This is a genomic window from Paenibacillus sp. MAH-35, from assembly GCF_058135425.1.
In genome coordinates, this window is the sequence record NZ_JBYUPU010000027.1 from 67,991 (window position 1) to 81,820 (window position 13,830).

Below are 13,830 nucleotides of genomic sequence, written 5' to 3' on the forward strand. Positions count from 1 at the left end.
CACGTAGTTTCCACTACGCTCCGCTCCTCATTTCCTAGCTTCATCCCATCTTCTCGGTGCTGAAAACCGGACTTTTTGAACACGTACTGTTAGTTAGCTATTACATTAGCACAAGGGAGGGGAGGAAGTATAGAGAGGGGGATCGTTCGGGTCGTTACAGATGTTTCGAAAGGCTGATTGTTGTAAGTCCGTTCCAATTGGGGCCGCAATGATCGCGGGCAAATCCGCACGGATCTAAACGATCCGTGCTTCTGCCTCCTCGACGGCTTGCTCCGTGCCGGTCTCATGAGAGCGGTACACCGCGGCGACCGCGGCAGCGACGCTTTGGCTGTATCGGCCGGATATTCCCGGCTCATGACCGCTTCCGATCGCATCCAGCAGGTCGTCCCATTGCACCTGGAACGCGCCGGGCTGATGATCCGTTAGAATCGGTTCAAACGATTTGTTGTATTTGTCGCTGATCCACAGCCTGCGGCTGCCCTCAATCTTTAATTGACCGTCCGTAAACAGCAGCTCCGTTTCGTTCGTCATCACGTTGCGGTAACCGCTCAGCGATAGGTTCGCGTCAACGCCCGAATCGGTCTTCAATTGGAGACTGGCGCTTCCCTCCACATCTCCCCGGTCTCCGAAATACGTCAGGCTCGCCTTGACGCTCGTTACCCGGCTGCCGGTCAGCCATTGCAGCTTGTCGATCGAATGGCTGCCGATATTGATGACGATCCCGCCTCCGGACTGCGCTTTGTTCAGAAACCAGGACGGGCGGTCATCGGTAAAATAATCGCTCCATCTCCGGTCGATCACCATCACGAGCTTTCCGAGCTTCCCCGACTCGATAATCTCCTTCGCCTTCCGGTTCACCGGATAATAATGCTGCATATGTCCGACCGCGAGCATAATGCCGCTGGCGCGCGCCGCTTCGTTCATCTCGATACATTCCCGGACATTCATCGCCATCGGCTTCTCTACCAGCACGTGACATCCGTGAGAGGCGCACCAGATGGCAGATTCCTTGTGCAGGAAATGAGGCAGCGTGATGACCGCAATATCCGGCTTCTGCGTCAGCACCATCTCTTTATAATCCGTATACATGGGAATTCCGTAAGCGGAAGCAGCAGACTCCGCCTTGCTTGGGTCGATATCCGCTACGGCCGCAAGCTCGGTTCTTCCGTTTTCATGCAGCGTCTGCAAATGAATGCCCGCAATTTTCCCCGCTCCAATGACGACTGCCCGATAGGGTTTCATAATCTCGCTCCCTGTTCTCCCAGTAGTGTTGAGAACGGCCGGAAGCCGCCAGCAGCGCTGACTTCCCCGGCCGATTCAGTGAAGACGGTTCTGTGCAAAGGCGAACCGCCGAACTTCCTGTTATCGATTCAACCGCTCGATATTCGGTAAAGCAAACGTATGCGTTCCCGGCCCCGTCCACGACTGTCCGGGATAAAACATTTGACGCGACGAGCCGTCCTCCGCCATCTCGAACCCCGGGTCGTGCTCCGCCGGGACAATCAGCGTCTTCCCGTCTTGCCGGCGCACGTCCCCGATTTTGAACCCGGACTTGCTTCCGTCCGGGTGACGGATGAGGATATAGCGGCCTTTTGCCTGTTCCGGTACGTCCTGATCGGTCACAAACGCATCGGACGGATCACCCTTCGCTTTGCGCCATATATCACGGATCGTGCCGGATACGGCGCCCGGACCTGTCACCTTCCGATCGCCTTTTTGAAGCAGCGTGCCGCCTGCGAGCGACATATCCCGCACTTCTCCGCCCGTCAGTCGGATCAGGCCCATCTCTCCAACCATCGTCACATCACCGGTCGTCAGAGGTTGCTCCGGGTGATTCGGATTGCTCAGCAGGATGTCTGTCGTGTCCCCGTAGGTGACTCGGACCGCTACAGCGCCCTCGGGCGCCCCGTTCAGCGGCAGCCGCTCGACTGATTCGATCCGGGCAGCCCGATCGCTGTACGGCTCCATCACGGTCGTAAAGGTGCTGCTCAAGTTCACGCCTTCGCGCCTCAGCACCAGCTTCGGCATCGTGTACTTCACCGCTTCGTCGTTATTGTCCTTGCTGCTGCCAAGCATGCGGATGGACCGAAGCGAAGGGGAACGCCCGAGATACAGCTCGTTATCCCCCGGTTCCAGCAACCCGAAAATGTTCAGCTTCGATTGCGGAGTCCCGTTACGCTCCGTTACGAGGGTCACCGCGTATTGATCGCCGTCCAACTGCGCCTGCTTCACGTCGCGGACGTAGATATACCCGGGATAGAAACCTTCCGCGCTGCCGCTGTCACTGTTGCTCACCGGCAACTCCACCTTCGTTCCCGGAGGCAGCAAATACGGACCGTAATCGGTAAGCGGCATACCCGTCGCAAATTCCGCATCGCGGTTCGCGTCCCCCTGCAGCGTATATTCGTGACGGCTTCCTCCCTTGACGCGGAACAGATCCAGCACGTAGCCCTGCTCCCCGCTTCCGTCCGCGAACGGCACGAACCACGGCTCCCGGCTGTACGCCTCCGTCACCCCGTACGCCGAAGCGTAATCGGCGCGCATCGCCTGGAACAAGCCGCCCTCCGTCACAAAAGTCTCGACGTTGCCGCCTTGCTTCGCCTGCGCGCTGTTCACCATATTCGCGCTGTCTACCACAACCGTGTTATGTCCCATCGTGGATAACGCGAACCAGCGGTAAAACGTATTGTGCGTGTAACCGAGGTCAGGAAGCAGCTCTTGGCCTTGTGCATATAAGCTCAAGTTCAGCGGGTCGAGATGCGCGTGGCCGTATTTCGGCTGAAAACCCATATACAGCTGCGTCTGACCCGGTCCCGCTCCTCCGGTCAGACGGCCGATTTTGGCCGCCGGCAGCAGGAACGAGCCTCCGTTGATTATCGGATTGGCCGGCTTGCCGCTTGCCCACGTATCGGTGACCGGCAGCACGTTCCCGTCCGGGTAGACCAGCCTGTTGCCGTTCTCGACCGCCCGGCGAATGATCGGGAACTGCTGCTCCATATCGAGATTGTCAAACCGGATGCCGGTACGCGGCGATACGTAACCCGGCGGATCGCTCCAGCCTTTGAGCTGATCCGCCACCTGCTTCAAGCCGTTCACCGTCTGCAGGTGGTAGCTCGGCGTTACTTCCTGCCAGTAGCCGTCCGACAGGAACATTTGCGTCACAAGGCTTTCGATCAGCTCGACGACCCGGTGGATATAGTCCGGCTCCCCGAGCGCCTTGCCAACGTCGATCAGTCCTTTCCAAGGCTGAAACGACATATTGCCCAGGTAGTCCGGATACGTCAGCACGAAATCCGCCGACGGAACGATCAGTCCCTGCACGATTCGTTTCTCTACGTCTTCTCCGGCTTCTTCGTTTAGAAGCGCAAACGCATTCGTGCGCTTCAATTGTCCATACGCCTTAATGAGCGGAGTGAACTGCGTCAGATCGTTGTACCACCAGCGGTCCCATATGCCGCCCCAGTACGCGTACGGGGGACCCGAGCGTTTGTCAGCCGACAAGTTCGCATGCAGATTGCCCGCCACCCGGTCGACGGTCGGATTGTAGCCTTCATACGCCTTGGCGAATTCGTAGAGCAGACGCGCCGCACCCAGCGGGTCGGTCCTCACGAGCGCCGCCGTCTGGCTGATCGCCCGGGATTTTTGCAAATACCACAGATGCGCCGTAATGAAGTAACGTTTGCCGGAAGCATCTTCGTAGTACGGGATCGAGACGGTTTCGCCTTTCGCATTCGTAAGTACAAGCTCCTTGTCTTCCTTGAACCGGTCGTTCGGATACACCGTACCGGTGCGCGGCGCCGTCAGCTTGAGCCCGTCCGCGGATAACTGGTACAGTCCGCCGCCCGGATACAGTTCCGGCATCTCCGGCAAGCCGACGAAGATAAACCCCGGCTGCGGCGGTATCAGCGCCTTAATCCGCTGAACCTCAGCCGACGGCTCGCTCCACGGGACGGGTTCGGCCAATGAATCCTTCGCCGCGCCATTCGCCGGAGCGGAAGCGGCATACTTTGCATCGCCGGAGGCGGTCAGCATGTCGCGGTCGAACGTCAGCACCGTCGTCCGGCCGGAGGATGCGGCAGGCGCCAGAACGAGCTGCAGATGATACAGTCCGCTTTTTTTCGGAGCCGGATGCCGGAAGTCTACCGAATAAGCGGAGCCTTTCCGGCTGACATCCGCGTCGTTCAACTGCTGCCACGAGCCTCCCGGCTCTTTCCAGTACAGCTGCACGTCGGATGCGGACAGCTTCGTCTCCTTCCACGTGAACCTCAACTGTTTGGCGGTAAAACCGTTATCCATCAACAGAGCGTCCTCCGGACGCCATGCGGCGAAACTTCCCGTCCCGGCAGCCAGACGGTCCGGCAACCGGCCCAGGAAGATGCTGCCCAGCCGATCCTGGTCCACCAGACTGACGCGCAGATTGGCCGTCGTCCCGTTCTGATGCCAATGATCCGACTGACGGACCGGCACCCAGGAGCTGAGCGGCTGCGTGTACAGATGGTGCACATGCACGATGTTCAGCTGCCATTCGTCACCTTCGGCAGCACGGCCGCCGGCAGGCAGCAATTCGGAGAACGGGATCGCCGTCTCCACGACCAACGGATCGCTTGCGGCCGGCCCTCGGTCCGGCGTTGGTCCGGCGCCGCTTCCGCCGCTTTCTTGCCCCGATACGGCGTAGCGGAACGAGCGGATCATCCGCTTGCCCGTATCGGCGGAAAGGTTCGTGACATCCGGAGACGGATTCCAGATCGTGGATAAAGCGACCGGCGCATTGGCCGCCACCGGTATACGCGCGACATAGAAACCGTCATCCCGGCCAGCCGGCCGGACGATGACTTCAATATGCGACAGCGTATCCGCCTCCGAACGGGCGATCCTGCCGCCGATGTACAAATAGTCTTTGTCATAAACGGCCCGGTACTCTACGGCGCGGGACAGCGGGCGTGCATAGTAGGCGGTCCTGAAGTCTCCGAGCACGGCCGCCCCGTTCCAGACCGGATCATCCCGGTTTCCGTCTATCGACGGAGCTTGCCCCGCCGGGGGAACGATCGCCCATTTATCCGTGTAAGGCTGGAAAGCGCCGTCCGGCACCCGTCTGCCGGCTGTACGATCGTTATACGACCCGATCGCGGTTGCGAGAACGATACCAATCACGAGCCATCCCCCGATTGCGGAGAGCAATCTCTTCGACATCCCGATCCTCTCCTGTCTGAAATCCCCCCAAAAGCAAGTTCGTTTCCGTTGCTGGGCGACATACTTTTGGGGGAGGCTTCAACCTTTCTTACAAAAAGCCGCGAAACAGGCTTGCGCCATTTCCTAGTTCGCCGATACCTTTAACGCATCAAACGGTATCGTATAACCCGTCGAGCTGGCATGGTGCTGCCACAACGCCTCGATCCGCAGAACATGCGCCCCTTCCGCCAGCGTCCCCGTCTGGAACACTTCCTGCTTGTAACGGATCGGAGAGCCGTAAAAATCGAGATTCCCTGCAAATACGCCGTCGACGTACACCGCGCCTTTGCCGCGCGCCGTATGAAGGTCGGTGACCAATACAGCCGATGTGCCGTAAAACGGAATTTCCACATATGCGTTTTTCTCGAAAGCAAGCTTCATCGTACCGCCCGAATAAGCCGTGTAGGTGTACGTTCTCCAATCTCCCGTATACCTCACCATCGGATCATGATCTTCCATAACCGCCGCTTGCTGCTGCGGGTCCACGATAGCGATCGCAGCCGATCCCGGGGATACTTTGCCTTGCGCATCGATCGCGTACACTTTATACCAGCCGGCAGGCAATCCGCTCGTATTCAGCGACCCCGGAATGCCGGCCGCTGCAGGAGACATCCTCCCGCCCGTGCCCGCGCCCGCCTGTTCGATTGCGTTGCGAGTGGTTGCCGTATCAGCCGGAACAAGGTACAACGTCCCGTTCCTCGAACTCGAGGCAGTTACTGCCTCGCCTTGTACGAGCGGCCCCTGCGGTACTCCCGTGAGTAGAAAATCAGACGGAACAATGTGAAGCGCGTCGAACGAAACGTTGTAGCCGGTCGAGCTCGGCTGTTTCTCCCAGAGCGCCTCCAACCGGATCGTATGAATCCCTTCCTCCAGCGGACCGGTATCGAACACTTCCTGCTTATAGCGGATCGGAGAGCTGTAGAAATCAATCGTGGCGGCGTATTCGCCGTCGACGTATATGTTTCCTTTGCCTCTGGCCGTATGAAGATCGGCTATGAGTTTAGCCGACGAGCCGTAGAAAGGAATATCCATGTAGGCTCCTTTCTCCCGGCCCAGCATCATGGTGCCGCCGGAATAGTTGGACGAGTTGAACCGTTCCCATCTGCCGACATAAGAGATGAACGGACTTGTGTCTTCCATCCTCGTCAGATTGGGGGGCAGAACGATAATTTCTTGGCCCGGAGACACCAGACCGCTGTCATTGATCAGGAACACTTTGTATTTGCCGCCGCTTATCGCTTCCGTGCTTAGAACTGCCGGTACGTTCGCCATCGCTTGCGCTCTCGTTCCGTACACGCTCGCGGTCACCGTTTCGATCGCTTCCTTGGTCGGCGGCGTATCCGCAGGCACCAGATGGACGTACCCGTTGCTGTTGCCTGTCGCCTGCACCGGATCTCCTTCCATCAGCAAGGCAGGCGTAACCTCAATCAGCTCCGGTGGCAGACTCTCCATAAAAAGCGTAACATGAGCTGTCTGACCGGGAGCCGCAACGATCGCATCCGATACCGTCTTGGCATACCCGCCTCCGAACGCCGTCACCCGCTGGGTTCCGGACGGGATATGGGGGATCGTAAACGATCCGCCGGCATCCGTAACCGCCGCAAGATTCGTATAACCGGTCACATGGACCGTCGCCCCCGCTACCGGTCTGCCGTCCATCCCGTATACTGCGCCGGTGACCGAACTGGTCAGCGAAGGCGGACCTCCGTACACTTGGGCGCTTACCGTGCCGGACAAGGAAAACGTATGATTCGCGGTCCAGGTGCGGCCGGGGTAAAAGGCTTGCCGGGACGAACCGTCCGCCATTATTTCAAAGCCCGGGTCATGCTCGGCAAGCATCACAATCGACTGCGATCCTTCCCGCAGCACCTGCCCGACTTTAAAACCGGTTGTGGTTTGGTCGGGATGATTCACGACGATCGTTTGGCCTGCCGCCGTTTCAGGCACAGCGGCGTCCACGACGAGCGCATCGTAGGCGTCGCCCTTTGCCGCCCGTTTCGTACCGCTGACGCTTCCCGTCACAGCTAGACCCGGTCCAGCGATTTGCTGATCGCCTTTCTTAAGCAGCGTACCGCCGACGAGCGACATCTCCCGCGCTTCCCCGTTAATAAGCCGAATCAAGCCCATCTCTCCGACCATCGTCACATCGCCGGTCGTGAGCGGCTGCTCCGGGTGATTCGGATTGCTCAGCAAAATGTCCGTCGTATCCCCGTAGGTGACGCGAACCGCCGCCGCGCCTTCCGGCGCCTGATCGAGCGGCAGCCGGTCGATCGCTTCGATCCGGGCTTGCTTCCCGCGGTAAGACTCCATCACGGTCATAAATGTGCTTTGCAGATTCGTTCCGTCCCGCCTCAGCACCAGCTTCGGCATCGTGTACTTCACCGCTTCGTCGTTGTTATCCCTGCCGCTGCCTCCAAGACGAATCGAGCGGAGCGACGGGGACCGTCCCAAATACAGCTCGTTGCTGCCCGGCTCGAGCAATCCGGTTATGTTCAGCTTCGCCTGCTCTTCACCGCCGGTACTCGTCACCATCGTCAGTTCATACCGGTCTTCCTCCAATTGCGCCTGCTTCACGTCGCGGATGTAGATATAACCCGGATAATGGCCTTCCGCGCTGCCGCTGTCGCTGTTGCTTACCGGCTGCACCACGTTCGTTCCCGGAGGCAGCAAATACGGACCGTAATCGGTGAGTGGCATATCCGTCGCAAATTCCGCATCGCGGTTCGCGTCCCCCTGCAGCGTATACTCGTGCCGGCTTCCTCCCTTGACGCGGAACAGGTCCAGCACGTAGCCCTGCTCCCCGCTTCCATCCGCGAACGGCACGAACCACGGCTCCCGGCTGTATGCCTCCGTGACCCCGTACGCCGAAGCGTAATCGGCGCGCATCGCCTGGAACAAACCGCCCTCCGTTACAAAAGCTTCGACGTTGCCGCCTTGCTTCGCCTGGGCGCCGTTCACCATATTCGCGCTGTCCACCACAACCGTGTTATGTCCCATCGTCGAAAGCGCGAACCAGCGGTAAAACGTATTGTGCGTATAACCGAGATCGGGCAGCAGCTCCTGGCCTTGCGAGTACAAGCTCAGATTGAGCGGATCGAGATGAGCGTGACCGTATTTCGGCTGAAAGCCCATGTACAGCTGGGTTTGACCCGGTCCCTCGCCTCCGGCCAGACGGCCGATTTTGGCAGCCGGCAGCAGGAACGAGCCTCCGTTGATTATCGGATTGGCCGGCTTGCCGTTGGCCCACGTATCGGTGACCGGCAGCACTTTTCCGTCCGGGTAGACGAGCTTGTTGCCGTTTTCCACCGCCCGTCGGATAATCGGGAACTGCTGCTCCATATCGAGATTGTCGAACCGGATACCGGTTCGCGGCGACACATAACCCGCCGGATCGCTCCAGCCCTTCAGTTGGTCTGCTACCTGCTTCAAGCCGTTTACGGTCTGCAGGTGATAGCTCGGCGTCACCTCCTGCCAGTAGCCGTCCGACAGGAACATCTGGGTCACAAGGCTTTCAATCAGCTCGACGACCCGGTGGATATAGTCCGGCTCCCCGAGCGCCTTGCCTACCTCGATCAGCCCTTTCCAAGGCTGAAACGACATATTGCCCAGATAGTCCGGATACGTCAGCACGAAATCCGCGGACGGAACGATCAGACTCTGCACGACCCGCTCCTCCACGTCTTCCCCGGTTTCCGCCTCGAGCAGATCGAACACATTCGTTTGCTTCAGCTCGGCGTAAGCTTTAATCAGCGGAGTCAGTTGGGGTAGATCGTTGTACCACCAACGGTCCCATATGCCGCCCCAGTATGCGTACGGGGGACCTGACCGTTTGTCCGCCGACAGGTTCGCGTGCAGATTGCCCGCCACCCGGTCGACGGTCGGATTGTAGCCTTCGTACGCCTTGGCGAATTCGTACAGCAGACGCGCTCCGCCCAACGGGTCCACCTTCGCAAGGGCCGCCGCCTGGCTGATCGCCCGGGATTTTTGCAAATACCACAGATGCGCCGTTATGAAATAACGTTTACCGGTGGCATCCTCGTAGTACGGGATCGAGACGGTTTCGCCTTTCGCGTTCGTGAGCACTAGCTCCTTGTCTTCCTTAAACTGGTCGTTCGGGTACACGGTCCCGGTTCGCGGAGCCGTCAGCCTGAGCCCGTCTGCAGAGAGCTGGTACAGTCCGCCGCCCGGATACAATTCCGGCATCTCCGGCAAGCCGACGAAGACGAATCCCGGCTGCGGCGGAATAAGCGCCTTAATGCGCTGAACCTCGGCCGAAGGCTCGCTCCACGGGACATTGCCGGCAGGATTTTCCGGTTCCGGTATTCCGCCGGCGGCATACGCGGCTGTGCCCGCCGATACGAGTGCATCCCGGTCGAACGTCAGCGTGGCAATTCCTTTCAGAAACGCCAGCTTGGGCGAGAGCACCATTCTCAGCTGGTACGTTCCGCTCTCCAAGGGAGCCGGGTGCTGGAAATCCAGAAGGAAGGAGCTTCCGTCCTCGCTCCACGTATAATCGCCCAGACTTTGCCAAGACTTGCCGGGTTCCTTCCACAGCAGCTCGACCGTGGACGTTTTCAGCGCCTGGCTGCCCAGCTGGCCGAGTGCTCCGCTTTGGAGCTCGGGCAGCGTCAAGGTCAGCCTCTTCTCCGTATGCCCGCGGTACAGCAGCTCCGTATTGGCTTCCTTCGGATGCCAGGGCAGCATCACCTTCCCGGCCTCTACGATCACTCGCGGAAAACGGGAGAAATAAATGCTTCCCATCCGGTCCTGATCGATCACGCTTGCGCGAATCCGCGCGCCGGGGCCGCTCTCATGCCAATGGTCGGATTGCCGGACCCCCACCCAGGAGCTGAGCGGCTGCGTGTACAGATTGTGCACGTGCATAATGTTCATCTGCCACTCGTCGCCTGCGGACACACCCTCCGGCACGATTGAGGAGAGCGGAATGGCCACTTCGACGATTCGTCTGTCCTGCTCAACCGTCGTAGCGTGCGTAAACGACTGGATCACGTGCTTGCCCTCATCCGCCGATAAATTGGTCACGTCGGGAGACGGATTCCAGATCGTCGTCAAGACGGGAGCTTGTGCGGTCGGGAGCGGAATTTTAACCGTATAGAAATCGTTACCGCCTGCGGCCGGACGAAGAAGAACCTCGATAAACGCCAGCGTATCCGCTTCCGAGCGGGTGATACTGCCGCCGATATACAGCTGGTTATCATCGTAAGCGACCCGGTATTCCGCATCCTGCGACAAGGAATGGCCGTAATAAGCCGTTTTGAAATCTTTGAGGCTCGCGGCGAGCCCCCACATCCATTCGTTCATCTGGCCGTCGATTACAGGAGCCGAATTCCACTCCGGCAGTACGGCCCACTTGTCGGAGTCGTAACGAATCGGCTGGGGGACTGCAGCGCTTTGGCCTCCGCCTGACGAATCCGCATACGCGGCCGGAGCGGGGAACACCATCGATGACAGAAGAAGAGCGATTACGAGACAGACCAAGGTTTGGACTTTAAACCGTTTTCCCATGCCTCATCCTTCTTTCATTCCTAATTTAGGAAAGTGCGGTAGTGCAGACCGATCGCGTTACTTGAACAGCTCCGCCAGCTTCTGATCGAGCTTCTCCCCCTCGCTCCGCAGAGCCGTGTTCATATCCTCCAGCCCTAGAACGGCTTTCTGGTACGCATTGAAAAAGAACGTATGGCCCGGAGATTGCGACCTCACCACATCCACGGACGTAAATTGCGAAGGAGCGAACTTCTCCGGAAGCAGCGCCTTTACGTTTTTGTCTTTCAGATAGGGCACCTCTTGACCGAACTCGGCCATCCCGGCCACACGGTTTTTGAGCACAGGCAGCATCCCTTTGCGGGCCAGATGATTTTGGAACTCCTCCGACGTCAAATAAGCGATCGCCTCGAAAGCCTGCTCCTTATGCTTGCTCGTTTTGGTGACGTAGAAATAAGTCGGATACGTCTGCGCGCCCATGCCCGGCTTATCCTTGAGCTGCGGATACGAGACAACGTCCCAGTTCAGCGTATCTTTGTAAAACGACAGTCCGTACACGACGAAATGCAGGAACATCGCCGCCTTGCCTTCCGGGAACAGCTTTTGTTGATTGCCCAGCGCCCAGTTTTGCGCGGTCAGTCCATTGCCCGGAATATTCGAGACGCCCGCCAGCAGCTCCATCGTTTTCCGGAACGGCTCGGACGTAAAGGCCGCCTTCCTCGTTTTCGGATCGATATACGAAGCGCCGAACTGGTTCAAGGCGAAGTTCGCCGACGACGACATCGCGAGACCGTAATATTGGACCCCCCCGTCCGTGCGGGACATCCGTTTCGCCAGATCATACACTTCGTCCCAGTTCATGCCGTCCTTCGGCGGGGTTACGCCGAATTTGGCGAACAGGTCTTTGTTGTAGAACAGCCCCAGCGTATTCGTAAATACCGGCAGCCCGTACATGCCGCCGCTTGCGAAGGAGCGCTGCAGCTCGACCGCCGTCGTCTCCAGCCGGTTCAGATCGAATTTTTGACTGGAGATCATATCCGAAATATCGTTCTGCAAACCGTACTGAATGAGTGTATCGGCCTGGCCGATCGACATGAACATGACATCGATCGTATCGCCATTCGTAATCAGACTGTCAATCTTATTGCTCCCTGCCTTCAGATGTTTGACGGTCATATGAGGGAACTTGGCCTGGATTTTGTTTCCGAACGTCTCCATGAACGACTCGTCGTAGTCCGGAACCTGGGAGTAAAACACAAGCTCCACCGGCTCTTTTTTCTCTGGCGGCTTGCTTACAGTCGGGTCAGCGGCAGCAGGGTCCCCCTTGGAACCACTTGAGCAAGCGCTTACAATTAAACTGGAGCAACCTACTACTAAAACTGCCGCAAGCCAAGCAAACTTTTTTCGGACTCCCATTTTCTTCTCCTCCATTCAATAAGCTTCCGTTCGCAGTGCTTCGCTTAACCTGTCGCACAACTCGTCCTCATCGATCATATTCGCCCAGTAGGGCTTCAGCAGATTGGCCAGCGATACAAAAGCGGCGGACGAGATGTTCAGCTCCGCATGCGTTCGAAACGACCCCATCGTTTCGCGGAACAGCATATACCGGTCCGGGGAATAAACCGACCGTTCCGTCTGCTTCATCGGCAAAGTCGCCAGCCCGGGCACGCTCAGCGTGTGCTGATACATGTAAGACTGCGCCTCCGGCGATGCCAGATAATCCGCGAACAGCTTCGCCTCCGCTTTGTGCGCGGAACTGCCGTTTACCCCAACCCCAAGCGTAATCAGAAGCGTTCTCAGACTGTCCATATAAGGGACCGGCGATATATCGTATTCGATCTGCCTCTCGGTCCAGCCGTTCAAGCCCATGTAAGTGTTTAGCGCCATGGACAGCTTCCCTTCCATGAACATCCGGTCGATATCGTCGTTGTTTTCCGATAAATATAGCGGGACCGCCTTCCGGTTATGCAAAATGTCTTTGCACCGCTTCAAGCCGTCCAGCAGCCGGGAGCGGCGTATATCCCTGAGCTGCGCCCCGTCCCACTCGAACCGCTCGCCGCTCTGCATCAGAAACAGCGGCCACCTGTACATCGATTGGATATGGAAGGCGAACCCGTACCGCCCCCTGCCGTCGTACAGCAACTCCGCATGCCGGATCAGATCGTCCCAGGTCCAGCTGCCGTTCGGCTCCGCCAAGCCGCTTTCCCGGAAATGCGCTTTATTGTAGCAAAGCACGAGCGGCGACAATACGATCGGCAGCAGCAGCAGCCGGTCTTCCGCGCTGAAATGCGCTGAGAATTGCGGATATAAATCATAGGAGCCCGCAAAAGGTTCGAAGACGTGAGTGAGCTTGCGCTCCAATAGCTGCTGAAACTGAACGTTATCCATCAGGGCCAGATCGTCCGTGAGCACGCGCTCCGTCAGATCCACTCCGGGGACCGAACCGCTCCAGGACCGGACTTCCACCGTTATCCACGGATACAAACGCCGAAATTGCTCAATCAGCCCGGCTAACTTCAAATTCCGCAGCATGACGTGGTTGCAGGCCACCGTCAGATGGACAGGAGGGCGGTCGGCGACGACCCGGTTCCCTACACTCGGAATTTTCTCGATCCACCCTTCCTGCACCAGCTGCTCCAGCCCGAGCCGGATCGAGTGATTGCTCAGCCCGAACCGGATTTCCAGCGATTTCTCCGGCGGCAGGAAGCTTCCGGGAGCCCACTTTCCCGTTATCATTTCTTCACGCAATTCCTTTGCGAACTGTTCCAGCTGTTGTCCGAATTGTTCCTTGGTCGGTCTTTTTCTCAACGTGATGCACCCCGGCTCTGTATAGTCAACCATCGATTCGCTTCAGCTCAGCCTGCGATCACCTCCGCTTTCACAGGAGTTCCTGCGCATTTTATGCCGACTCATAAAATTAATTATTTTATGAGTCACAATATGGTTTTTCTGTAAGATTTTCTCTATGATTCGAGTGTATAAGGGAAGTAAAGCGCTGTCAATTGTTATTTAACGAGTTAAATAAAAAACAACTTGTAATTTTACGAGTCACATTACTGGAAGAATGCTCCATGCCGTGCTGCCCCTTGCTCCTTTTAT

At 58.0% G+C, this 13,830-nt stretch carries 5 protein-coding genes; all 5 read right to left on the reverse strand.

What is annotated here, in order from left to right; translation table 11 throughout:
* Positions 1–234 precede the first annotated feature (234 nt).
* A complete protein-coding gene (locus tag AC3Y2E_RS23780; protein ID WP_379214806.1) occupies positions 235–1,242 on the reverse strand; it encodes a Gfo/Idh/MocA family protein in 1,008 nt (335 codons plus the stop codon).
* 120 nt (positions 1,243–1,362) lie between these two features.
* Positions 1,363–5,190: a heparinase II/III domain-containing protein gene (locus AC3Y2E_RS23785; protein ID WP_379214808.1), complete on the reverse strand. Its 3,828-nt coding sequence runs from the start codon at positions 5,188–5,190 to the stop codon at positions 1,363–1,365.
* A 123-nt stretch (positions 5,191–5,313) separates the two neighbouring features.
* Positions 5,314–10,755 carry a carboxypeptidase regulatory-like domain-containing protein gene (locus AC3Y2E_RS23790; protein ID WP_379214810.1) on the reverse strand — a complete coding sequence of 1,814 codons (5,442 nt, stop codon included), beginning with the start codon at positions 10,753–10,755 and terminating at the stop codon, positions 5,314–5,316.
* A 57-nt stretch (positions 10,756–10,812) separates the two neighbouring features.
* Positions 10,813–12,147, reverse strand: a complete 1,335-nt coding sequence (locus tag AC3Y2E_RS23795) for an ABC transporter substrate-binding protein (RefSeq protein ID WP_379214812.1) — start codon at positions 12,145–12,147, stop codon at positions 10,813–10,815.
* Between the two features lie 15 nt (positions 12,148–12,162).
* A complete protein-coding gene (locus AC3Y2E_RS23800) occupies positions 12,163–13,539 on the reverse strand; it encodes an extracellular solute-binding protein (RefSeq protein WP_379214815.1) in 1,377 nt (458 codons plus the stop codon).
* Positions 13,540–13,830 lie beyond the last annotated feature (291 nt).

Excerpts from the sequence above, each read along its gene's own strand:
- AC3Y2E_RS23790 (WP_379214810.1), bottom strand. The coding sequence starts at position 10,755 with ATGGGAAAACGGTTTAAAGTCCAAACCTTGGTCTGTCTCGTAATCGCT.
- AC3Y2E_RS23795 (WP_379214812.1), bottom strand. The coding sequence starts at position 12,147 with ATGGGAGTCCGAAAAAAGTTTGCTTGGCTTGCGGCAGTTTTAGTAGTA.
- AC3Y2E_RS23785 (WP_379214808.1), bottom strand. The coding sequence starts at position 5,190 with ATGTCGAAGAGATTGCTCTCCGCAATCGGGGGATGGCTCGTGATTGGT.
- AC3Y2E_RS23780 (WP_379214806.1), bottom strand. The coding sequence starts at position 1,242 with ATGAAACCCTATCGGGCAGTCGTCATTGGAGCGGGGAAAATTGCGGGC.